Source organism: Ktedonobacter sp. SOSP1-85 (assembly GCF_016587415.1).
Classification (GTDB): Bacteria; Chloroflexota; Ktedonobacteria; order Ktedonobacterales; family Ktedonobacteraceae; genus Ktedonobacter.
Genome location: NZ_BNJI01000001.1, coordinates 3,973,424 through 3,995,921 on the forward strand (window position 1 = coordinate 3,973,424; position 22,498 = coordinate 3,995,921).

Below are 22,498 nucleotides of genomic sequence, written 5' to 3' on the forward strand. Positions count from 1 at the left end.
CATCTTGACAATTATCGCTCTTTTGCGCAAAATTGTAAAAAGCCCCAAAACTATGAGAGAAGCTTCTCCCAGGAAGCGTATATCTTATTACAGTGAAAGGGCTTGTACCATTGATCAGTGTATTTCACTCCTTGTATGTTGTTAGCAGGCTTGTTTTTGTTTACCTGCAAGGAGCGAGAATATACAGGTCTGCAAGGAGCAAAGATGGTGCGACATGATTGGTCTGATGATGACCTGGCCCGACGGTTGCATGAGCGTGATCCAGAAGCGCTGGAAACTCTCATCACCCGCTACTCTCGTGAAGTATTTTATTTTATCCGTGTCGTCCTCGATGGCATTGGGGTAGCTCAAGACGCTGAGGAGTGCGTCAACGACCTTTTCGTAGCTGTCTGGCAGGAAATCGATACCTTTGACGCCAGTCGAGGGACATTGCGCACCTGGTTGACCATGCGGGCGAAGTATATTGCTTTGGATCGCAGGCGCCAGCTGTGTCGTAGGCAAACGCATACCCTGCAATCCGCTGATGAAACACGTCAGTGGAATTCCTCAGATGGTAGTGGAAGTCGTAAATTTTCTGGTTGGGGCGAGACAGATGCGCGTGTAGCGCTTCCTCCTCATCCAGAGACCAGTATGGAGAACCTGTTAGAGCAAAGTGAGAGACGCGAGGAACTGCGTCTCGCCCTGGCGACGCTGCCTGAGCTCGATCGTTACCTTATTTACCAACGCTATTTTAAGTTTGCTAGCACCGAAGAGCTGGCGAAGAAGACTGGGCTGACCCGTCACGCTGTAGATACCCGTTTGTGGCGGGCGCGAAAGAGCTTACGAGAAACGCTCAAGGAGCACGCCCATGAGTATGAGCGAATTTGATCGACGCTTGCAGGAGCCAGATAAAGATCCCTCTGCACTCTATCTGGAGAAAGAGGGACGGCTACCGGATGACTTTTCGAAAGAAGATCTAGACTTTGCCCATGAGTTACAGGGGCTCTTCTCACCTGCGGATGAGGAGCTGCCTCCCTACTTTGTGCAAACGCTGCTAGACGCGGAGAATAGTCGTTTCCAGCCCGCTACTCAAGGACTAGAGCAGCGGACATACGCTCGTGTGTTTCGTCGCCTACGCCTGCATCGCCACCTTTTTCGCTTCTCGCTTTGGCAGTGGGTATCTCAAATGGCTCCGGTACAGCGTCCTCTGGCTGTTGTGGCTTCTTCTTGCTTTTTATTTATGCTGGCTACAATGATGGCCACAGGCAACGCCTTTGCCTCGGGAGTCATCTATCTCGTTGCGGGACCGCATGCAGGCGTGGTACAGACACGCTTGCTTCCCAAAGAGTTGGATGCAGCAAAGACCTCTCCCCAGCCGTTGCGGGCAAATATTGAGAATGAACCAAAGCAGATTAGCTTTCTGGAAACCGTTTCACGCCTGCAATTCCCCCTCTACTGGCCGAGTTATCTGCCTGAGAACTATACGATGGAGGAGGCCTACCTGATCCAGAACCAGGGTGTGTTCTGGACGGATGGCCCCGTCCTGCAATTAGTGAGCCATTATTCAGCACCTGGTTTGAAACCGCATGGTTCGGGAAAAATTACCATCTGGGAATTGAAGCCACGAGTCAAGGTTATTCAAAACGTTTCGCTTGGTTCGGCGCATGAGCTACGGATTGGTCCCGATGGTCAGGCGGCTATCACTGTTGATGGCAACTGGGTGTATAATTTGGATAATAGTACCCATGAGTGGGTTCATGATGGTCAGATTGAGTTGATCTATGAACGCAATGGCGTGATCTTTTGGATTCAGGGCGATCAACACGATGGAGTCACGCAAGATGTACTTAGCCAGATTGCTACACAGTTAAACCAGTTTAATGTACAGCGCGTCTTCCAGACCATGGGGCATGTGAATAGTTTCCAGCAAAGTACAGAATACCCTGCCTGGATGGTGCGAACGCTGCTCGTGGATAAAGATAATCCCGATGGTCCTTCGCTCCTGGTGCTCCCGCCTGATGGGTCTACACCAACGAAAGATCAACGTGGTGTCGATAACTCCCCCTGATATGCTATAAATTTTTGATCTGTTGAAGAGTGAAGGTGGGGAGTGCAGAGGGGTGTCAGTTCCTCTGCATCCAACTGAAAAGTGAACGCGGGGAGTGCAGAGGGGCGTCAGCCCTTCTGCGTCCAACTGAAGAGTGAGCGCGGGGAGTGCAGAGGGGCGTCAGTTCCTCTGCGTCCAACTGAAGAGTGAAGGTGGGGAGTGCAGAGGGGCGTCAACCCCTCTGCATCCAACTGAAAAGTGAAGGTGGGGAGTGCAGAGGGGCGTCAGCCCCTCTGCATCCAACTGAAAAGTGAAGGTGGGGAGTGCAGAGGGGCGTCAGCCCCTCTGCGTCTCATTCCCCTGCCGCCGTAGGCGGCAGACATAAGAAAAAAAAGAGTGTATGTGAAAAAAAGAGGCGCCGCGCTGGAGAGAACCAGGAGGCGCCTCTTTCTCTTTTTACTACTTGCTTGTTTGCCACTGATATTCTCAGGATGTTTGAATACAGCTGCTCCTCCGGCAACGATAAACTCTCCATTGCTGGGGACGTATAACATGACGCCCTATCCTGGTAGGCAGGTTTCCGGGCAGCTGACGCTTGGCGACCTGGCACTGCCTTCCGCTCCCAATCCACTCTTTGCCAGCACTTCAGCCGACCTGGCGCTCGATAGCGCGCTCTGGGGCCAGCCTGTGGTTTTTGATAACCACTTCCAGGCTCACGCCGATGAACTGACCGAGGTGCCCCTGCCTGAGAATGGTGGGGTGAGCGATGATGGCAAGACGATTACTATGCACCTGCGCCCCGATCTCCGCTGGTCGGATAATCAGCCTATACAGGCCGCGGATTTTCGCTTCTGGTGGCGCTTAAACCAGGACCCTCAGACGGGGGCGATCCTTCGATCAGGCTATGATCAGATCGACTCCATTGAAACGCCTGATGCTTTGACTGTGGTGCTACATATGAAGCGCCCCTTTGGCCCCTATCTCTTTTATCTCCCGCTTGCCGCGCCTGAACATGCCTGGGGGCACCTGCGCCCAATTGATTTGCAGAACATCGTCTCCATTTATCAAGCCCCGCAGGTGACAAGTGGCCCTTATCAAGTCGAGCGCTTCGAGCCAGGAAAACGCTATGTGCTGACGCCTAATCATGCCTATCACTCAACGCTTTTTCATGGTCCCTACCTGGCTGGTATCACTTACCAGGTGTATCCCTCCGTGCAGACTCTGTCTCAGGCCGTCCGCCAGGGCACAGCCACAATCGCGCAAGGCTATCAAGAGCCAGATCTTCCACTTCTGCGCAGCTTGCCGGGACGGATGCAGCAGGTGAGTGTTCCAACCGCCTCATATGCCCACCTGGATCTGAATCTCGACCATCCACTCCTGCAAGACCTGCGTGTGCGCCAGGCACTACAAGCGGCAATCGATGTCTGCGGATTGCTACACGACGTCCTGAAGGATTCTGGTTGTCAGCGACGCGTCAACCAGGTTGAGCCATCCCCCTCATTGTACTATGATGCGGTGCTTCCGTCTGCGAGATATAATCCCGCGCTGGCGCGCCGTTTGCTGGCCCAGGCAGGTTGGAAAACCAACCGCACAGGTATCTTAGAGAAAAACTCACAGCCATTTATATTACGCCTGGTGACAACATCGCAGGATCCAGTGCGCCTGGCTGTGGCACAAGCACTTGAGCGCGATCTGCGTGCAATTGGCATTCAATTGACGATCACAACCTATGATCTGAGCAGTTTCTTTGGACTTTCTACCAGGGGAGGCGTGCTGGCGACGGGCAAATTTGACCTGGCGCTGTTCACCTATTTTAATGGCCCCGAGCCTGACGAGGCCTACAGCGTCTTTCACTCCTCCCAAGTGCCAGGTGAGCAGCAACCAGGCGGGAGTAACTATGGACGCGTGCGCGATGCCCAGCTTGACCAGGCTTTGGAGCAAGGCCGCTCACTGGTCGCATTCTCCGCGCGCCATGAGGCTTACCAGCGTTTTCTCGCGCGCCTGAATGCCCAGGTCTATATGCTGCCGCTTTACTGCGAGCTGAATCTGCTGACGGTTGATGCCCACCTGCATAATATCTTTCCGAATGCCAATCCCTCCTTGAATACCTGGAATATCGCTGACTGGTGGTTGAGTTCCTAGTGAGGAGGATTTAAATGGTGATTTTTGTGTCAGAGCGAAAATTGGTAGATAAAAGCGTTTCATTTTGTCTTCTTATGCGATGTATATAGTAGAGATAGGGAACACAGCAGGAACAAAATCGGCCTTAGCTGTGTTCCCTATAGGGTATGGAGCTCCGCGAAGAAATGCTTCGCATAGCAATGCACAGTAATGGTATATCATAATCTCCACTGGCCCATTCTGGAACATTAAGCACTGCAACTTTTTTGCGCTCTCATCCGTATTGTAGATGGCTGAGAGAAAGCAAACGGTGTTGATGGAAATGGTTGTTTTGTGTATCAGGTTGAGATTATGGGTTGTCAGAGCGTTCCTCTAGACAATGCTGTGTTTCATCTGGTATGCTATCTATGGGCTGGAAGAGTCCCACAGGGAGTAATCCCTGTCAAAGCCTGATAGCTCGCTGAGCGAGCATGCAAGAAGCAAAAAGCTTTTCGCTATAGGGTGCTTTACCAGTTGGAGGATTCGTCTGATGCGTGTAAAAAACCACGTTGAGGACGCTTCGTTGGCAATGACGGCAGCGGAGCTACTTCCCACCTCAAAGGAGAGGCCAATGAAAACTGCTAAGGACAAAAGTTTGAAGGCTCGCGGTTTGACCCGTGGCTTGACCAATCTACGTATTCTACGTCAACGTCAGGGAATAAGCCTGAGCCAGTTAGCTAATCTCAGTGGTCTTCGTCGAGATACTATTACTTCTTTGGAGACAGGGCGTGTTGAGGCTCAGCCATACCATTTGCGTATGCTAGCTCGTGTCCTGGGTGTTCCAGCGCTTGAACTGGTTTCTTAATCGTCACGCAGTGCATGCATTTCTGTATGTATATGTGTGAATATAGGTCTCGACTCTAATCTGAGAAACGCACAGAAGGGCATCTGTTTTCTTCTCTAGATGCCCTGGGTATAATATATTCTTCTTTTGCTCTTCCGCGCAGGGGCTGTCGCTTTTGCCCCCGCGGCAGGAATGAGATATTTTCCTTTTCTCGTTGCATGTGACTTTTCGCGCCTACGGCGCTCACTAATACACAGAGAAGTGCGGATTGAGCGGGCTAAGCCCGCTCAATCCGCACTTCTCTGTGTATGAAAAGAGGCTCTCGTAAAAGGAGCAAAAGAACAGAAGATTGTCATGTTCCAGACCAAGACCCGAAAAACGGTTCTGCTGGGCACATGCCACCCCTCTCTCACTCTTCATGGAGAGTGGGAGGGGTGAAGAGTTCTATGCCTCTAGAGCGAATAGTCGCCGTTGTGGGCATCTTCCAGATAACGGGCCAGCAAGGTAATACTCGCTTCCAGATCGGCCTGGTGGATCATTTCGTTGACCGTATGGACGTAGCGGGTAGGCGTCGAGAGTGTGATCGTGGGTGAGCCTTCGCGTGTTCGCTGCATCGCTCCCGCATCTGTCCCGCCCCGTGGCAGCACCTCAAGCTGATGGGGAATGTTGTGCCGCTTCGCCAAATCGCGGAAGTGCCGCACGAGCTTATGGTTGGAGATATGCGACGAGTCGAAGACTTTGATGGCGGTGCCCTCGCCCAGTCGTGTGACCGCATCCTGATCAGCGCCACCAGGGATATCCCCCGCCAGAGTAATATCCAGCGCTACACTCACATCCGGTTGAACCTGGTAGGCGGCAGTGGTTGCGCCACGTAGACCCACCTCTTCCTGGACCGTGGCGACGGCATAAATAGTCACCTCATGGTTCCGCAAAGCGCGCAAGGCTTCGAGCATCACAAAGAGGCTGGCGCGGTCATCCAGTGACTTGCTGACGACCATATCGCCAACAACTTCCAGCGTGCGATCCATCGTGATCATATCGCCCACTTCTACTTTTGCACGCACCTGTTCGTTTGACAAGCCGAGATCAATAAAGAGATCATCGATTTTCGCCGCCGCGGGTTTCTCATTGCCTAACAGGTGAATAGGCTTGCTCGCTGGCATCAGGACTCCCCGTAGGGTCTGGCCCGCAAAGCCGTGGACCAGGACACGCTGAGCAAAGAGCACGCGGGCATCAAAACCACCCACCGGCTGAATACGGATGAATCCCTGGTTATCAATATGCTTGACGATGAAGCCGATTTCATCCATATGTGCAGCCAGCATGACACGACGCTCACTTTTGCCTCGCTTCAAGGCGATGATGTTGCCCATGCGATCAACGCTGACCTCGTCGGTAAGTGTGCGCAGTTCTTCCAGGATCAGGGCGCGCACCTGGTCCTCACGCCCTGAAATACCTGGTGTTTCCGCGATTTTTTTCAGCAATTCAATATTGAGTGCCATTCTTACTCTCCTCTTACTTTGTAACTCGATGTGTCTCTGTACAGGACACAGGCGCGGTGTATGGGCTCTTCAAAGTCATACTCCTCTTCCATAGGTTTACAACACCAGCGAAAGTTTGTCCAGCCCATATGCAAGCAAGACAGGGCTATTTAATTCTCTTTTGCTTCTTGCCTCGGTTCGCTACGCTCACCTCGGGGTAAGGATGTCTGGGTTGAAAAAGGCTCCGCCTTTTTCAACCCAGACATCCTTACCCCTGAGCGCCGCAGGCGCGAAGGACCCCATATTTTCGAGAATTGAATAGCCCCGGCCTACCTCAGATTGGGCTTGATTTTGATGCTGTATTGGTGTATGCTATTAATTAATCAGTTAGTTAATAATTTGGAGTGAAGATATATGGCCAGGACCCCGAAGGTCGTTGAGGATCGGCGCGAACAGTTGTTGGATGCGGCAATACGCGTCTTTGCGCGCAAGGGCTTTTCACGTGCAACAAATAAGGATATTGCGCATGAGGCTGATGTGACTCCAGGCCTGATTTATCATTACTTTGAGAGTAAAGAGGCCTTGTTGCAGGCGGTACTTGAGGAGCGCTCTCCTCTGAGCCTCCTGCGTTCGCTTCCCGCGCAGGTGATGGAGTTGCCGCCAGCCCAGTTCTTGCCTTCGCTTGTGTTACGGGTGCTCAAGATCGTTGAAGGTGAGCAATTTGTGCAGATTATTCGCGTCATTTTGCCAGAGTTGGTGCATAATCCCAGCATCTTACCCGTGGCTCCCAGTGTGCTTCAGCGAGCCGTAAATACGCTCGCAGCCTACCTTGACCAGCAAATGGAGCAGGGGAAGCTGCGTCGTGTAGAGGATAGTCGCCTGGCTGCACAAACACTGATGGGGAGTGTGATTGGCTTTGTCTTACGGCGCCAGATCTTTCTCGATTCACAAGCACTTGCTTATAGTCAGGAGCAAGTTGCAAACACTATCGCTGATATTTTTCTTCAAGGACTCTTACCAGATTGAGTCTCAAGCTCTTTTTTTGCTCTGCTATTAATTGTCTGATCAATCAATAAGAAAGGCGGCTCTTCATGAGTAAGGCTGGGGATGCAGCAATGGAGCAACAGTCACGGGTGGGCGAGCCTGTAATTGTGCTTGAGCATGTAGCGAAGCGCTTTGGTTCGCTCTATGCGCTAAAAGACCTTTCGCTGATGATCAACGCGGGCGAGACATATGGCTTTATTGGCCCCAATGGTTCTGGGAAGACGACGCTTATCCGTTTGCTGGTGGGTTTATCGCGACCCACACAAGGAACTATTTCTATTCTGGGAAAGCGCGTGCCTTCCCAGGCGGTGGCCCCTGCCATCGGATATATGACGCAGGCCAGCGCGCTCTATAATGACCTGACCGCACGTGAGAATCTGGAGTTTTTCGCGAGTATTTATGGCTTACGCGGAGAGGAGCGCCGCAGGCGTATCGATGAGGAGCTTGAGCGTGTGGAACTGGCCGAACGCGCTTCAAGCCTGGTGGCTCATTTTAGCGGCGGTATGAAGCAGCGACTCTCACTGGCCTGTGCCCTGGTGCACCGTCCCCAGGTCATTCTGCTGGATGAGCCGACCGTAGGCGTAGATCCTGAACTGCGCTTCTCTTTCTGGCAGTATTTCGCGCAGCTCAATCGCGAGGGGGTGACGATTATTGTATCGACTCACCATCTCGATGAGGCTAGCCGTTGCACGCGTCTTGGATTGTTACGCTCTGGTGAACTCCTGGCACAAGGAGCTCCCACCGAACTCCTGGAGCGCTCGGGGAAGAATTCGATGGAAGAGGCCTTTCTCTTCTTTGCACATCAAAATATGCCCTCTGGTGCTGCAGAGCAAGGATATACTACGTCTGCCCAGGATGAACAGGAGGTTCAATCATGAGTTTGGCGCGTATCTTCTCTCTCGCACAGCGCATTATGCGCCAGATTATTCGCGATAGACGCACGCTCGCGTTGATCTTTGTGATTCCCATTGTGCTGATGACGTTGCTCTACCTGGTACTCTCCAACACGACGACGGTGTATACTCTGGCCCTGGTACGCCCTGAAGGGGTGGGTAGTGAGCGCATTAACACCTTGATTGACCAGGCGCTTCCAGGGAACGATAAGCTCAAGACGCGCTCCATTGCTGCCAATCAGGTCGACAGTATATTGAAGAATGGCGATGCCGATGCCGCATTAGTCTTTCCCTCCGACTTTATGGACCAGTTCACGCGCGGTCAGAAGCCGAGCGTGCAGGTCGTACTGGAAGGCTCTGATCCTAATGTGGCGAGTGTGATGCGCCAGCAGGCGGAAGGCATCGCACGCCAGGTTGGCATCCTGCTGACGCTCTCGCGCCCTGCTTCTGATGTGCAGGGGCAATTGCCAGATCTTAAACAGCTTCCATTCACGCTTGCGGAGCCACGTTACCTGTATGGTGGCTCTGACTATACCTCGACGGATGCGCTGGCTCCAGTCTTTATTGGAATCTTCTCCTTCTTCTTTGTCTTTCTCTTGACCTCGGTATCGTTTTTGCGTGAGCGCTCGCAGGGGACGATCGAGCGCGTCCTGGTCTCGCCCTTGAAGCGCGCGGAGCTGGTAACCGGGTACATATGTGGTTTTACGCTCTTTGCCCTGGTGCAGGCCCTGGTGATTCTCCTCTTTGTCGTCTTTGTCCTGCGGGTGCATTATAGCGGCAACCTGGCGCTGGTCTTTCTTGTCTCGCTCTTATTGACTATTGGCAGCGTCAACCTGGGCATCTTTCTCTCGACCTTCGCCCGTAACGAGTTCCAGGTCGTGCAATTTATCCCTTTGATTCTGGGCGTCCAGATTTTTCTCTCGGGCATTTTCTGGCCAATCAAGCAGTTGCCTGCGCTGCTGCAACCCTTCACCTATCTCCTGCCGCTCACGTATGCCAACGATGCCCTGCGCTCGGTCATGTTGAAGGGGATGGGATTCACGCAGATCTGGCAGCAGCTTGGAGCGCTGCTGGTCTTCGCCTTGCTCATGGTGGGATTAAGCGCACTTACCATGCGTCGCGAGGTGGCTTAGGAGTGTTTGCCCTGTTGTTTCTGGCTGCTCTTTTGTAGTGTGTATCCTGGAGTATAGCCCTTAGTCATGTGTGCATGGCAAATAGATTGAGGTTGTAGGGTCCATGCTGGCATGGACTTGTCTCCCAGTCAAGAAGTCCATGCCAGCATGGACCCTACAATTTATCGATTATGGGGACAGGAGAAGAGCATATGCAGAATCAGACCATTTCTACCGTCCATGAAATTCTTGATAGCGTCGAGACCTCGTGCTGCATTGTCGGTGGTGGACCAGCCGGGGTGATGCTGGCTCTGCTGCTGGCGCGGCAGGACATTCCAGTTATACTCCTGGAGGCGCATGCCGATTTTGATCGCGAGTTTCGCGGCGATACGATTCACCCCTCGGTCATGACAATTCTCGATGAGCTTGGCCTGGCCGAGGATTTTCTCCAGCTACAGCACACGGAGATGCGTGAGATGGTCTTTCAGACCTCACAGGGAGAGGTGCATCTCGCGAATTTTGCTCACCTGGCAAAAACAGCGAAATATCCCTTTGTGGCGCTCTTACCCCAGGTCGACTTCCTCAATTTTATTACACGCGAGGCGAGCCGCTATCCCTGTTTTCAGCTTGTGTTTAATGCCCAGGTGGATAGCTTAATCGAGGAAGATGGTGTGGTCCGTGGAGTGCGTTATCGGGGGAAGGATGGCTGGCACGAGGTGCGCGCCCCCCTCACGGTAGGGGCGGATGGTCGCTTCTCGCGTATGCGCAAACTAGCGGGTATGGAGCCTATCAAGGCCTCGCCACCGATGGATATTCTCTGGTTCCGTCTCTCGCGCCAATCGGGGGATAGCAGCGAGACCCTCGCCCGTTTTGGCACGCGTGCCATCCTGGTGCTCTTAAACCGTTTCGATTACTGGCAAGTTGGCTATGTTATTCCCAAGGGGCAGTATCAGCAGGTGCGCGCGGCGGGCCTTGAGCATTTGCGGGCCGTGGTGGCCGAGACATTGCCCGAGCTTGCTGAACGCGCCCAGGAGCTACGCGATTGGAAGCAAGTTTCTGTTCTCTCGGTCGAGGCGAGCCGCCTCCCCCAATGGTATCGCCCAGGCCTGCTCTTGATTGGCGATGCCGCGCATGTCATGTCCCCAGTAGGCGGCGTGGGCATTAACTATGCGATCCAGGATGCGGTCGCGACCGCCAATATCCTGGCGCCTGATCTGCAACGTGGACAGCTACCGCTCAAGCATCTCGCCGCCGTACAGAGGAGACGTGAAATTCCTACCAGGTTTATTCAGCTTGTACAAACCTTTTTACAGAACCGAGTCTTCGCGCTAGCGCTGGCACAAGATCAAGATCACCCCTTTACGCTTCCCCTGCCCCTGCGTCTGATGGGCAGGTTTCCCGTCCTGAGCGGCCTGCTTCCCCGCCTGATGGGCACGGGCCTCTGGCCCGTGCATGTTAACCAAAAGTAGGCACGTGAAGTGCGCGTCTATATATGATAGGGCAAGATGCCTGCCTGGTACCCTCATATGTAGACGCGTACTTTAGTAGCGTCGTCCCCCTGCCATATGTAGACGCGTACTTTAGTAGCGTCGTCCCCCCTACGCCACGTTCATAGCGCATGCCGTCGCTTCTGTCTGTCTATCCCCCTACGCCAGGCTGCTGAGTGCTCCCAGGGCGCCCAGGGCACATGCCGCGAAGAGGAGGAGGATAAATGAAGGGGCCAGAATAGCGCCTATGGCCCTCCCTGTGTTGAGACGGTGTACGGCCTTCAGCGCGAAAAAGCCCAGCACGAGCTGATAGCAGGCGAAGATGGCCGCGATGATGAGAAACGGTACTGTATCAAGGAAAGAGAGTACGAGGCCTAACAGGCCGCTAATAATACCAAGGGGAACCCAGAAGAGCAGAAAGGCATGGCTCTGTTGCACAAAGTGACCCTGGCCCCCAAACATTCTGGCACAGATCAAGACGACGCTCTGCCAGATGAAAAAAGCTAAAGGAATAAAGGCGATAATAGCAAGGGAGGCCGCGACCTCAAGCACATGTTGCGCGGTCGAGGGGAGTGAGATGGTGCCGGTCCCCTGGGCGTTGAGGCTTGGCAGCCCGCCCGAGAGGAGCAGATTAATATAGTAGATAATACCGGTAACAATAGCATAAATGAGCAATTGGACCCAGACGAGGTCCCACTGACCCCGTGTTGCCTCCTGCGCAAGGGTCTGTGTGCCTGGATGCGTTAAGACGCGCCAGTACACCTTGGGGAGGCGTAAGAGATCATCTTTCAGTGAGCCTGGCTCCTCTAGCATCTGGGAGCCATCGCCCTGCGGTCCATAGTTGTAGCCGCCCTGGGGACCACCAGACTGTGGATAGGGATTATACTGCGGGGGGCGCTGGCCTGGGCCTCCATAGCTGGGATAATCCGTCCTGGGATCTTGTGACATAACAGAAACTCCTCGCACGAAAATGTATCCATCCTATTGTACTCACTCTCACCTCCCTTTGCCAGTAGTGAGAGGCACATTCGAGAGAGGATGAAGTGGCAGCGTGCCTGCACCCGCTGCCACTTCATCCTCTCTCGGTGTTACTGGTTGCTATCGTATCTGGTTAGGGCGCACTATGTAAATGCATGAAAAATGCTATGAAGCCGATGATTACAAAGAAAAAGATGATGATCATGAGAAAGCTCAAGAGGAATGCCAGGCCCAGGGGGATGAAGACGACTGCCAGCGCGCGCCCAATGCTCAGCCTATGCACAGCCTGGGTCGCAAAGATGCGCAGAACATAGAAGTAGACACCTATGAACATGCTCAGGATTAGTTGTAGTATTCCGCCAAGGAAAGGCACCAATGAAAGAATAGAGAGGCCTACAGTGGTGGGGATAATGTAGAGCATGTCTGCATACACTTGCTGTAGATAGCTGCCTCTCCCCTTGAAGAGTTTGGCGATCAAGAAGTAGATGCCCTCACCGAAGAGATACGAGAGGGGGAAAAGGATGATACCAAAGAGTCCTTCTATCAGGAGTATGGCGCGCGTAAAATCAGCAAAGTTGAATACATTTGTGCTTGAATAGGTGCTCTGGCTCAGATTCTGATTGAGCGTGTTACTAATGTTTGTGGAAGTGCCAGGAATATAGGGTTCAAGAATGAGAGTGGCGCTCTGAACGATGGCATAGATAAGCAATAGAATCAATATCACGCTCCAACTGGCCTTCCCTTTTTCCTCAGCAAAGGAGCGTATGGATGGCTTGCTCACAACCTTCCACCATTGGCGAGGCAGTTGGCGCAATCCCTCTTTGAGCGTAAGTGGCGTGGGTGGTGGTTCCGGATAGTATCTAGCATCTGCTCTCTGAGGAGGATAAGGATACACGGGCTGAGGATAAGCGCCCAAATAAGGATACGGAGGTATCGGCTGAGGATAGCCTTGCTGATAAGGAAATATAGGTTGAGGATAGCCACCCTGAGGAGGATACGGAGGTATCGGCTGCGTGTAAGCGCTTGGCTGGGTATAAGCTGGCTGTTCTGGTGCTCCATTTATATTCTGCCCGCCAAATTCTCTATATTCTGACTCCCTGGGCGAGGATTCCTGGGGATGATCTGGTGTCTTCCCCTCTTCTGGCTCATGCGACATATGAATTGATTCTCCTTGCTAAAAAGCGCTACGTGCCTTTAGATCGATATACTTGTATGCTAGTTGATAATACGTACATCGAGGTGTAATGTCAAAGGGCGAAATAGGTAACACTTTGCGGCCTGAGGCTTCTGCTTGCAGTTTAATGATTTTCTTGCGTATAATGGCGGGAGAAAAGTTTCAATACGTTTCTCAGTGTTGTTGTGGTGTGGCGAAACGATGGGGTTTCTAGCCACGGCTGCCACGTGTTCTGCATTCTGGTGTCAAGGTCGATAACTATCAATGCATTGCACCTGCTGGCAATCCCCGCATTCCGCCTCATGCTTAGCGTCTATGTCACAATGAAAGTAGGAGTCAAGAGACCGGTTTTGTGAGAATGATGGACAGCGTCTAGAGGTGCCTCTCACCTGCTGTCCTACCGCATATTTATCTACAAGCTTGTTATGCGTACCGCTCTGGTTTGATGGTTCGTCTCTCAGCACAAAGGAGTGACTTGGTATGGCTATAGAACCACGCGTTATCAAGTTTTACGAAACAACACTTCGCGATGGTGAACAAACACCAGGCGTCAATTACTTTCCTGAAGAGAAGCTTGCAATTGCGCAAGCTCTGGCCGACATGGGCTTTGATACCCTCGATTGTGGTTTCCCTGTCTCTTCCCCCGGTGAATTTGAGGCGGTCCGCATGATTGCCTCTAAGGTCGAGAACGCGGATGTCTGTGCCATTGCGCGCGCGCAGATATCCGATATCGATACTGCCTGGAATGCGGTCAAGATCGCCGCCCGCCCCGCGATCCAACCCTTTATTGGCGTCTCTCCCTTGCATCGCGAGATCAAAATGGGCAAGACGCGGGCCGAGGTCCTGGAGATGGCGCGTGTCGCCGTGGCCCATGCCCGCCAGTATACCGAAAATGTAGATTTCGCCCTCGAAGATACAACACGTACCGAATACGACTTTATTCTTGAGGTCTGTGAGGTTATCATCAAAGAGGGTGTGCGCTTTGTGACCCTTTGCGATACGGTGGGCATTGCTTTGCCCTGGGAGTTTGGCAAGCTCGTCGCCGATGTCAAACGCGAATTCCCCCAGTGCCGCATCTCTGCTCATTGTCATGATGACTTAGGGCTGGCCGTTGCCAACGCGCTGGAGGGCCTGCGTAACGGTGCTGAGCGCGTTGATACAAGCTTCAATGGCCTGGGTGAGCGAGCTGGTAATGCCGCGACCGAAGAGGTGATCATGGCGGTGCGCACGCGTTCCGCCGCACTGGGCCTGGATGTGCATGTGGATACGACGAAGATTACCTCGACTAGCCGCCTGATCGCGCACTATTCTGGCATGGAGCCTCAATGGACGAAGAGTATTGTGGGCAAGAACGCCTTCGCGCATGGCGGTGGCATTCACCAGGACGGTGTGCTAAAAGATGCGCGCACCTATGAGATTATGACGCCCGAGTCTATTGGCCTCTCCGCCGCTGATCGCCGCATCTTCGTTGGCAAGCTCTCAGGCAGAGCCGCGCTTGCTGCACAGATGCATGATCTTGGCTATGACCTGGAGAGAGAGCAGCTGGATCAGGCCTTCCAGATGGCGAAGCTCTTGCTGGGTAAAAAGAAGACGCTCGAAGAACTGGATATGCGTTATATTGCCGAAACAGCTCAAGGACGAACCAATATCGCCTGAGCGCCTGTCGCTGTATATATGGTAATTGTAGGGGCCATGCTTGCATGGCCTTGTCCCGGCGAGCTTAGCACTCTCAGCACTCTCAGCGCGAGGAGTCCAGGCCAGCTTGGACCCTACAATTTACTTCGCCACCTCTTGCTCTAAACTACTTACTACTTATCCGAAAACCCTGAGCGCGAAGCGCTAGACACGCCAGTGAAGGCTTGTCCCCGAATGGGGATGGGTTTCGGAATAAGATCTTATACGATCACCAATGGAGAGATGTGATGATGCCAAAGACAATGTTCGATAAGATCTGGGATGCCCACGTGGTTCGCGCCGTGTCGGGCGAGTCGACGCTGCTCTATATTGATCGCCACCTCGTCCACGAAGCGACCTCGCCCCAGGCCTTTGCTGGTCTGCGTACAACTGGCCGTACTGTGCGTCGCCCGGATGCCACAGTGGCCGTGCTTGATCATAATGTCCCCACGGTGACTGGACGCCGCATGCTCGATGTCGTCGATAACGAGAGCGCTCTCTGTATCACGACCCTGGAGCAGAACGCGCGCGACTTTGGCCTGACACTCTTTGATATGCAGGACGCGCACCAGGGAATCGTACATATCATTGGCCCCGAATTGGGCTTGACGCTACCTGGAATGACCCTGGTCTGTGGTGATTCGCATACCTCGACGCACGGCGCGCTCGGCGTCTTCGCCATTGGAATTGGCACCAGTGAGGTCGAGCATGTGCTGGCGACGCAGTGTCTCTTGCAGAACAGGCCGAAGACCATGAATATTCGCATTGAGGGCCAGCTCTCGCCAGGCGTGACGGCGAAGGATGTGGCGCTCTATGTCATTGGCCAACTGGGGACCGGCGTGGGTACCGGGCATGTAATCGAGTTTAGTGGTTCAACCGTGCGCGCTCTCTCGATGGAGGGACGCATGACGCTATGTAACCTGGCGATTGAGGCCGGTGCGCGCGCGGGCATGGTCGCTCCCGACGAGACCACCTTTGCCTACATCAAGGGACGTCCCTATGCTCCCCAGGGTGAGCTCTTTGAGCAGGCGGTTGCGACCTGGAAGCTGTTGCCCTCGGATCCCAGCGCGACGTTTGATGCCGTGTACGAGGTGCATGTGGAGGGCCTGGCCCCCCAGGTCACCTGGGGCACAAATCCAGGCATGGTCGCCGATGTGAGCGGCGTGGTGCCCGATCCAGCCCAGGAGCAAGATCCCGTGAAGCGCCAGGCGATGGAGCGTGCACTGGCGTATATGGATCTTCAGCCCGGTCAGCGGATCGAGGATATCCAGCTCAATACCGTGTTCATCGGTTCCTGTACCAACTCGCGTCTGGAGGACTTGCGCCTGGCTGCGCAGTATATCAAGGGGAGGCACGTTGCTCCCACGGTGCGCGCGATGGTCGTGCCAGGATCTATGCAGGTGCGCCGCCAGGCCGAAGAGGAGGGGCTTGCCGATATCTTCCGCGAGGCTGGTTTTGAGTGGCGTGAGGCTGGGTGTAGCATGTGTATCGCCATGAACGGCGACCGCCTCTCCGCTGGTGAGCGCTGTGCCAGCACCTCCAATCGTAACTTTGAGGGTCGCCAGGGACGCGGCGGACGCACGCACCTGGTCAGTCCTGCCATGGCGGCGGCTGCTGCTTGCGCTGGCCACTTCGTCGACATTCGAACCCTGGACTAAGAGGAGAGATACATTCTATGGAACCATTTACCACATTGACGGGCCTGGTTGCCCCCCTGGACCGCACCAATGTCAATACCGATGAGATTACGCCAGCGCGCTTTCTCAAGACCATTCGCCGTAGTGGCTTCGCGTCCGCGCTCTTCGCCAACTGGCGCTACCAGGGCGATGATAAGACACCCAACCCTGAATTTGTGCTCAATCAGCCTCGCTATCAAGGGGCCAGTATCCTGCTGAGTGACGATAATTTCGGCTGTGGCTCTTCGCGTGAGCACGCTCCCTGGGCCATTCTGGAGTATGGTTTTCGTTGCCTGATCGCGCCTAGCTTCGCCGATATTTTCTATAACAACTGCTTCAACAATGGCATGTTACCCATCACGCTAGATGAGGCCACGGTGCGCCAGCTTTTTAACGAGGTCGAGGCCCAGGAAGGCTATACCTTGCAGGTTGACCTTGCGGCGCAGACCGTGACGAAGCCTGATGGCGGCATCCTGCGCTTTGAGATCGATACCTTTAAGAAGCATGCTCTGCTCAATGGCCTCGACAATATTGGCTGGACGCTTTCGCATACCACAGATATCTCGGACTATGAACAGCGTAGGCGCGAGGAGGCCCCCTGGCTCTTCGCCGCGCCCGCCTCTTGATTACTAACACGACGTGCACCTCAACTGTGTAGGGTCCATGCTGGCATGGACTCTCCTGCCCAATGGTCGATACCCTGGCGCAGGCAAGATCGCTGCGCTTGGAGTCCATGCCAGCATAGACCCTACACACCCTTATTTCACTAGAAGGAGTCGCTCGTGACGACGCAACAGATAGATACTTCCCTGGTCCCCTATCAACTCCTCAATGAGGAGGGCCAGCTTGTTGGACCTATGCCTGACCTGGGACCCTCGCCCTCGGAGACCCTCCTGGGCTTTTACCGTGCGATGAGCCAGGCACGTATCTTCTCGAATAAGATAATCGCGCTCCAGCGCCAGGGGCGCGCTACCACATTCGGTTCGCTACTGGGTCAGGAGGCAACGGCTGTGGGCCTGGCTGTGCCGCTCCAGCCCCAGGATTGGCTCGCGACCTCCTACCGCGAGATTGCCTCGCACATCGTCAAAGGTGTGCCGCTCACCACCCTGATTTACTCTTTCCGTGGCTTTACGCCGAGCTATCCCAGGGAGACCCACTGCCTCCCCATCCAGATCGTCATTGGCACGCAGATGCTGCATGCTGTAGGGCTGGCCATGGGCGCGAAGCTGTCAGGAGACCCGGCAGTCGCGGTAGGCGTCTGCGGTGACGGCGCGACCTCTGAAGGCGATTTTAACGAGGCGCTGAACTTCGCGGGCGTCTTTCAGGCACCCGTGGTACTGGTAGTGCAGAACAATGGCTGGGCGATCAGCGTGCCGCGCCATCGCCAGTCTGCCGCGCCCTCCTTTGCCGCGCGTGGTCTCGGCTTCGGCATTCCTTCTCATCTGGTGGATGGCAATGATATCCTTGCTGTCTACGACGTGATGCGGCAGGCCGTTGAGCGAGCGCGCTCAGGAGCTGGCCCTACACTGATTGAGACACTGACCTATCGCATCGGTGCGCATACGACCGCCGATGATCCCACGCGCTATCGTGACGCCCAAGAAGTTGCCTCCTGGCAGGGGAAAGATCCCATCACACGCCTGCGTCGCCTGCTCTTCTCACAAGAGATACTGACCGAGGCCCAGGACCAGGAGATGCAGCGTGAGCTTGAGAATGAGATCAACCAGGCGGCGAGTGAGGCGCTGGCGATGCCGCCCAATGCGCCGGAGGCCTTTTTTGACTGGATGGGTGAGGGGCTTTCACCACGCTTGCAGGCCCAGCGCGAGGATCTTCTCCACTATATGCGCCAGCACCAGGATGGAAGGGAGTAAGCCACGATGCAGATGACGATGATTGAGGCCTTGAATAGTGCCCTGGCCCTGGAGCTAGAGCGGGATAGGCAGATTGTGTTGTTGGGACAGGATATTGGTGCCAATGGGGGCGTCTTCCGGGTTACGGAGGGCCTACAGCGGCGCTTTGGTGAGCAGCGCGTCTTTGATACACCGCTCGCGGAGTCGGCTATTATCGGTAGCTCGGTTGGTATGGCGGTGTATGGGATGCGCCCGATTGCCGAAATCCAGTTTGCCGGTTTCCTCTATCTCTGTATGAGCCAGCTTGTCACCCAGGCTGCGCGTATGCGTTTTCGCTCGGCTGGCGTCTACACCTGCCCCCTGGTGGTTCGCGCCCCCTATGGTGGAGGTGTGCGCACTCCAGAACTGCATTCCGACAGCCTGGAGGGGATTTTTATGCAGACGCCGGGCATCAAGGTCGTGCTCCCCTCCAATCCCTATGATGCGAAAGGCCTGTTGGCCTCTGCCGTGGCCGATCCCGATCCAGTGCTCTTTCTGGAGAACATCAAGCTCTACCGCTCATTCCGCCAGGAGACGCCTGAGGAACACTATACCATCCCACTGGGCAAGGCTGGTGTGGTGCAGGAGGGCCAGGATGTTAGCCTGATCGCCTATGGCGCGATGGTTCCCGTGGCGCAGGAGGCCGCCAGGCGTGCACAAGCAGAACTGGGTGCTAGCGTCGAGATTATCGATCTCCGTACCATCTGGCCGCTTGATGAAGAGACCATCGTCTCGTCTGTCGAGAAAACGGGGCGCGCCGTAGTGGTACACGAGGCGCCGCGCGCTGGCGGAGTCGGTGCCGAGGTTGTCTCTATCATTAATGATTCATGTCTCTACTCCCTGCTCAAGCCTGTCGAGCGCGTGACTGGCTATGATACACCCTTCCCTGTGCCCGGCCAGGAGGATTACTATCTCCCCACTCCCGCCCGCGTCTTTGACGCTCTCAAACGGGTGCTCGAACCATAAAGCCTGAATGTGGAGGCGCAGGAGGATTCCCACAAATTCCTCCCCTTAATCTGATAAAAGGGAGGTGCAGGAGGATTCCCACAAAATCCTCCCCTTAATCTAATAAAAGGGAAGCGCAGGAGAGTTCCCACAACCCCCCTTCTCCCAAAAAAGGGAGGTGCAGGAGGGTCTCCCTCCTGCCGGGGTTCGGGGTGTCCCCGAAAAAACACTTTTTATTCCTCCCTGCTCGACGCCTGCGGCGTCGAGCAGGGAGAAGAGAAAATAATCGGAGAGAACCGATGGAAGAATTTCTTTTACCCGACCTGGGGGAGGGGATGGAGGAGGCCGAGGTTGTGCGCTGGCTGGTACAGCCTGGTGAGACAGTCAAGTTAGACCAGCCAATGGTGCAGGTGGAGAGCGACAAGGCCGTGATGGAGATTCCCGCTCCCGTGGCGGGCAAGGTCGCGGAGATCTACGTGCCCGCGGGCGAGGTCGCGAAGGTAGGGGCGCGCCTGGTCTCCTTTGAACCTTCGTCACCTGCATCCTCTGTCGCTACCGCCTCTCAGAGCAAGACCGCTCAGGCCACGCAGCCCGTGCGCGGAACATCCACCGCTGTTCGAGAGCGAGAGGCGCCGCACGATATCTCGCCTCAAGCTGGCAGGCTGCGCGTTCTCGCCGCGCCCGCGGTGCGCAAACGCGCCTTTGAGCTGAACATCGACCTGGCACAAGTCCCGGCTTCGGCCTTGCATGGCCGCGTGACGATGCAGGATCTAGAGACCTTCCTTAAGCAGCCACGACAACAGCCGGAGACCAGGTCCGAGGCCGCCCCGCGCCCCGCCACGAATAGTTCCCGCAATGGGACTGTCCATATCGTGTCTGGCAGCGAAGCGGCGGAGGAGCGCCAGCCACTGACGGGCCTGCGCAAACGCATCGCCGAGCGTATGGAGCTCTCCTGGCGCACAATTCCGCATGCGACCGCCTTTGACGAGGTCGATTGTAGCGCGCTGGTGACCCTGCGCTCGACGCTCAAGCCTGCGGCGGAGCAGCGCGGTGCGCGTTTTACCTATATGCCCCTCCTCATCAAGCTCCTGATCCCTGTGCTGAAAGAGTTTCCTATCTTTAATGCCAGCCTGGATGAGAAGAGTCGCGAGATCGTCTACAAGCGTGTTTATCATATAGGCATCGCGACCGACTCGCCCGAGGGCTTGCTGGTCCCTGTCTTGCGCGATGCCGACCACCTGACGTTACTAGAGATCGCGCAGCGCCTGGAGCACCTGGTCGAGGGAGCGAAGCAGCGCAAACTGTCTCTACCAGAACTCTCTGGCAGCACCTTTACCTTGAATAATGTCGGTGGGTTTGGCGGTAGTAGCGGCACACCTATTATCAACTATCCTGAGGCCGCCATTCTCGCCGTGGGGCGTATTCAGGAGAAGCTGGTGCTGGTGGATGGACAGGTTCAGGCGCGTCCAACCATGCCGCTGGCGCTCTCTTTTGATCACCGCTTGATCGATGGCGCGCAGGCTGGCCGCTTCCTGGGCCGCTTAAAGGCCCTGATTGAGCAGCCACAACAAATCATGCTGGACATGGCATAGGGCACCCCTGCCCCTCATATGTAGGCGCGTGCGCTTGTCCCCGAATGGGGGTTAGCAGCGCGTCATTTACATATTTGGTGCGTGCTTCTCTAACTTAGAAAGAGGTCTCTGTATGGTTGTAGGTGATGTAACCACCGCTGTTGATGTCCTGGTGCTGGGCGCGGGTCCCGGCGGCTACGTGGCCGCTATTCGCGCCGCCCAATGTGGTCATCATGTGACGCTGATAGATCCAGGCGCCGCCGGAGGCACCTGCCTCAATCGCGGTTGTATTCCCCTTAAAGCTCTGCTCTCGGCCAGCGAGCGCTATAGCCAGTCTCAGGCAAGCGAGCTGGCTCCCTTTGGCATACACGTTGAGACAACGACCTTTGACTGGTCTACGATGCAGGGCTGGAAGGAGGGTGTAGTGGCGCGGCTCTCTAACGGCGTGCGCCAGCTCCTCACGGGCAACCGCGTGGAAATGGTGACCGGTACTGGCTGGTTTATCAATGAGCGCGAGGTGCGCGTGGAGGGCGTCCATGGCTCACACCGCTTCAAATTTGACCACTGCATCATCGCGACCGGGGCTGTGCCAGCGACAGTCGCAGGGCTGGAGTATGATGGGCGCGAAATTTTGTCGCCTGAGCAGGCGCTAGCTCTTCCCCAACTGCCTGAGCGCCTGGCTATCTCAGGCGATGACTATATCGCGCTCGAACTGGCAACAGTCTTTGCACGCCTGGGAACACATGTGACGCTCTATACTCCAGGAGAGCAGTTGCTTGCCTCCGCCGAGCCTGCGCTGTTGCGCCTGCTCCAGGCGGGACTGCGCAAGCAAAGCATTCAGGTTAAGAGTCGCGTTGACCCAACAACCATTACTGAGCGCCCGCTGGTACTCGCAGCTGGCGTTGCTCCCCGTGTGCAGGATCTCCACCTGGAGGCGGCGGGAGTGCGTCTCAATGAACACGGAGGCATCGCTGTAGATTCTATGCTCAAGACCAGCACCGAGCGCATCTATGCCGTGGGCGATTGTACGGGCGCCAGTCCGCTTGCCAGTGTGGCTATGAAGCAGGGGAAGGTCGCCGCCGAGGTGCTCTCTGGCCAGCGAGTGCAGTTCGCGCCCCTGGCCATTCCGCGCGTGGTCCATACCCAGCCTGAATTTGCCTCCGTTGGCTATACGCTTGAAGAGGCGACGCAGGCGGGTTACAAGGTCAAGAGCGCCCGCTTTCCTCTCGCGGCGAATGGACGTGCCTTGACGCTTAACGCCGACAATGGAGCCGTCTTTGTGATCGCCAGCGCCGATGACGAGGTATTGCTTGGCGCAACGCTGGTGGGGACGAGGGCTGGCGATCTCATTGGCCAGGTAGCCCTTGCACTGGAGATGGGAGCAACCCTCACCGATCTCAGCGAAATTCTCTATGCGCATCCCGGCCTGAGCGAGACATTGCTGGAAAGCGCAGAGGGGGCGCTGGGACACGCCATTCATATGCTAAACAAAAACGCCTGACCCTACAATTTGCTCTCGCACCCTCCTGGCTCATATAATAATCGCTTAATAGAAGTTTTTCTATTTTTCATTTGTATACACCAATCAGGAGAGGTGGCTATTT

General features: G+C 55.2%; 18 protein-coding genes. 15 read left to right on the plus strand and 3 right to left on the minus strand.

Annotated features, from left to right (window positions below; translation table 11 throughout):
- Positions 1–204 precede the first annotated feature (204 nt).
- The 4 genes from KTE_RS16715 to KTE_RS16730 all read left to right on the plus strand — a co-directional run bounded on the left by KTE_RS16715 (position 205) and on the right by KTE_RS16730 (position 4,991).
- The gene (locus KTE_RS16715; protein WP_007911925.1) at positions 205–867 is read left to right on the plus strand and encodes a sigma-70 family RNA polymerase sigma factor; all 663 of its coding nucleotides are present in this window, start codon (positions 205–207) and stop codon (positions 865–867) included.
- Complete coding sequence (locus tag KTE_RS16720; RefSeq protein WP_201382753.1) at positions 848–2,047, plus strand: hypothetical protein; 1,200 nt, start codon at positions 848–850, stop codon at positions 2,045–2,047. Before KTE_RS16715 ends, KTE_RS16720 begins: the two co-directional genes overlap by 20 nt.
- 531 nt (positions 2,048–2,578) lie before the next feature.
- On the plus strand, positions 2,579–4,168 hold the full coding sequence (locus KTE_RS16725; RefSeq protein WP_201382755.1) for a peptide ABC transporter substrate-binding protein: 1,590 nt from the start codon (positions 2,579–2,581) through the stop codon (positions 4,166–4,168).
- Between the two features lie 589 nt (positions 4,169–4,757).
- On the plus strand, positions 4,758–4,991 hold the full coding sequence (locus tag KTE_RS16730; RefSeq protein WP_201369622.1) for a helix-turn-helix domain-containing protein: 234 nt from the start codon (positions 4,758–4,760) through the stop codon (positions 4,989–4,991).
- 431 nt (positions 4,992–5,422) lie between these two features.
- Here the strand turns inward: KTE_RS16730 and KTE_RS16735 are convergent, their stop codons facing one another.
- Positions 5,423–6,472, minus strand: a complete 1,050-nt coding sequence (locus tag KTE_RS16735) for a M42 family metallopeptidase (protein ID WP_201382757.1) — start codon at positions 6,470–6,472, stop codon at positions 5,423–5,425.
- 393 nt (positions 6,473–6,865) lie between these two features.
- Here KTE_RS16735 and KTE_RS16740 point away from each other — a divergent pair, with 393 nt between their 5' ends.
- The 4 genes from KTE_RS16740 to KTE_RS16755 all read left to right on the plus strand — a co-directional run bounded on the left by KTE_RS16740 (position 6,866) and on the right by KTE_RS16755 (position 10,969).
- Positions 6,866–7,477 (plus strand): TetR/AcrR family transcriptional regulator, encoded by a 612-nt coding sequence (locus tag KTE_RS16740; RefSeq protein ID WP_201382759.1) that lies wholly within the window; start codon positions 6,866–6,868, stop codon positions 7,475–7,477.
- Positions 7,478–7,542: 65 nt separating this feature from the next.
- A complete protein-coding gene (locus KTE_RS16745; protein WP_201382761.1) occupies positions 7,543–8,373 on the plus strand; it encodes an ABC transporter ATP-binding protein in 831 nt (276 codons plus the stop codon).
- Positions 8,370–9,521, plus strand: coding sequence for an ABC transporter permease (locus KTE_RS16750; RefSeq protein WP_201382763.1), 1,152 nt, complete (start codon positions 8,370–8,372; stop codon positions 9,519–9,521). The genes KTE_RS16745 and KTE_RS16750 overlap by 4 nt, the downstream gene beginning before the upstream one ends.
- Positions 9,522–9,712: 191 nt before the next feature.
- A complete protein-coding gene (locus KTE_RS16755; RefSeq protein WP_201382765.1) occupies positions 9,713–10,969 on the plus strand; it encodes an FAD-dependent oxidoreductase in 1,257 nt (418 codons plus the stop codon).
- Between the two features lie 177 nt (positions 10,970–11,146).
- Here the strand turns inward: KTE_RS16755 and KTE_RS16760 are convergent, their stop codons facing one another.
- The gene (locus KTE_RS16760) at positions 11,147–11,935 is read right to left on the minus strand and encodes a Yip1 family protein (RefSeq protein ID WP_201382767.1); all 789 of its coding nucleotides are present in this window, start codon (positions 11,933–11,935) and stop codon (positions 11,147–11,149) included.
- A gap of 163 nt (positions 11,936–12,098) precedes the next feature.
- The gene (locus KTE_RS16765) at positions 12,099–13,121 is read right to left on the minus strand and encodes a Yip1 family protein (protein ID WP_201382769.1); all 1,023 of its coding nucleotides are present in this window, start codon (positions 13,119–13,121) and stop codon (positions 12,099–12,101) included.
- A gap of 498 nt (positions 13,122–13,619) precedes the next feature.
- Between KTE_RS16765 and KTE_RS16770 the strand changes: the two genes are divergently transcribed.
- The 7 genes from KTE_RS16770 (at position 13,620) to lpdA (ending at position 22,395) form a co-directional block, all read left to right on the plus strand.
- The gene (locus KTE_RS16770) at positions 13,620–14,795 is read left to right on the plus strand and encodes a 2-isopropylmalate synthase (RefSeq protein ID WP_201369610.1); all 1,176 of its coding nucleotides are present in this window, start codon (positions 13,620–13,622) and stop codon (positions 14,793–14,795) included.
- Between the two features lie 266 nt (positions 14,796–15,061).
- Complete coding sequence (leuC, locus tag KTE_RS16775; protein ID WP_236600446.1) at positions 15,062–16,471, plus strand: 3-isopropylmalate dehydratase large subunit; 1,410 nt, start codon at positions 15,062–15,064, stop codon at positions 16,469–16,471.
- Between the two features lie 17 nt (positions 16,472–16,488).
- The gene (gene leuD / locus KTE_RS16780; RefSeq protein WP_201382771.1) at positions 16,489–17,115 is read left to right on the plus strand and encodes a 3-isopropylmalate dehydratase small subunit; all 627 of its coding nucleotides are present in this window, start codon (positions 16,489–16,491) and stop codon (positions 17,113–17,115) included.
- A gap of 156 nt (positions 17,116–17,271) precedes the next feature.
- Complete coding sequence (pdhA, locus tag KTE_RS16785; protein ID WP_201382773.1) at positions 17,272–18,360, plus strand: pyruvate dehydrogenase (acetyl-transferring) E1 component subunit alpha; 1,089 nt, start codon at positions 17,272–17,274, stop codon at positions 18,358–18,360.
- A 6-nt stretch (positions 18,361–18,366) separates the two neighbouring features.
- A complete protein-coding gene (locus KTE_RS16790) occupies positions 18,367–19,344 on the plus strand; it encodes an alpha-ketoacid dehydrogenase subunit beta (protein ID WP_201382775.1) in 978 nt (325 codons plus the stop codon).
- 278 nt (positions 19,345–19,622) lie between these two features.
- Complete coding sequence (locus tag KTE_RS16795; protein ID WP_201382777.1) at positions 19,623–20,915, plus strand: dihydrolipoamide acetyltransferase family protein; 1,293 nt, start codon at positions 19,623–19,625, stop codon at positions 20,913–20,915.
- A gap of 112 nt (positions 20,916–21,027) precedes the next feature.
- Complete coding sequence (gene lpdA / locus KTE_RS16800; protein ID WP_201382779.1) at positions 21,028–22,395, plus strand: dihydrolipoyl dehydrogenase; 1,368 nt, start codon at positions 21,028–21,030, stop codon at positions 22,393–22,395.
- Positions 22,396–22,498: the final 103 nt, after the last annotated feature.

What these genes read in the sequence shown, in the direction of transcription:
- KTE_RS16715 (WP_007911925.1), top strand. Translation starts at nt 205, where the DNA reads ATGGTGCGACATGATTGGTCTGATGATGACCTGGCCCGACGGTTGCAT.
- KTE_RS16720 (WP_201382753.1), top strand. Translation starts at nt 848, where the DNA reads ATGAGTATGAGCGAATTTGATCGACGCTTGCAGGAGCCAGATAAAGAT.
- KTE_RS16725 (WP_201382755.1), top strand. Translation starts at nt 2,579, where the DNA reads ATGACGCCCTATCCTGGTAGGCAGGTTTCCGGGCAGCTGACGCTTGGC.
- KTE_RS16730 (WP_201369622.1), top strand. Translation starts at nt 4,758, where the DNA reads ATGAAAACTGCTAAGGACAAAAGTTTGAAGGCTCGCGGTTTGACCCGT.
- KTE_RS16735 (WP_201382757.1), bottom strand. Translation starts at nt 6,472, where the DNA reads ATGGCACTCAATATTGAATTGCTGAAAAAAATCGCGGAAACACCAGGT.
- KTE_RS16740 (WP_201382759.1), top strand. Translation starts at nt 6,866, where the DNA reads ATGGCCAGGACCCCGAAGGTCGTTGAGGATCGGCGCGAACAGTTGTTG.
- KTE_RS16745 (WP_201382761.1), top strand. Translation starts at nt 7,543, where the DNA reads ATGAGTAAGGCTGGGGATGCAGCAATGGAGCAACAGTCACGGGTGGGC.
- KTE_RS16750 (WP_201382763.1), top strand. Translation starts at nt 8,370, where the DNA reads ATGAGTTTGGCGCGTATCTTCTCTCTCGCACAGCGCATTATGCGCCAG.
- KTE_RS16755 (WP_201382765.1), top strand. Translation starts at nt 9,713, where the DNA reads ATGCAGAATCAGACCATTTCTACCGTCCATGAAATTCTTGATAGCGTC.
- KTE_RS16760 (WP_201382767.1), bottom strand. Translation starts at nt 11,935, where the DNA reads ATGTCACAAGATCCCAGGACGGATTATCCCAGCTATGGAGGCCCAGGC.
- KTE_RS16765 (WP_201382769.1), bottom strand. Translation starts at nt 13,121, where the DNA reads ATGTCGCATGAGCCAGAAGAGGGGAAGACACCAGATCATCCCCAGGAA.
- KTE_RS16770 (WP_201369610.1), top strand. Translation starts at nt 13,620, where the DNA reads ATGGCTATAGAACCACGCGTTATCAAGTTTTACGAAACAACACTTCGC.
- leuC (WP_236600446.1), top strand. Translation starts at nt 15,062, where the DNA reads ATGATGCCAAAGACAATGTTCGATAAGATCTGGGATGCCCACGTGGTT.
- leuD (WP_201382771.1), top strand. Translation starts at nt 16,489, where the DNA reads ATGGAACCATTTACCACATTGACGGGCCTGGTTGCCCCCCTGGACCGC.
- KTE_RS16790 (WP_201382775.1), top strand. Translation starts at nt 18,367, where the DNA reads ATGCAGATGACGATGATTGAGGCCTTGAATAGTGCCCTGGCCCTGGAG.
- KTE_RS16795 (WP_201382777.1), top strand. Translation starts at nt 19,623, where the DNA reads ATGGAAGAATTTCTTTTACCCGACCTGGGGGAGGGGATGGAGGAGGCC.
- lpdA (WP_201382779.1), top strand. Translation starts at nt 21,028, where the DNA reads ATGGTTGTAGGTGATGTAACCACCGCTGTTGATGTCCTGGTGCTGGGC.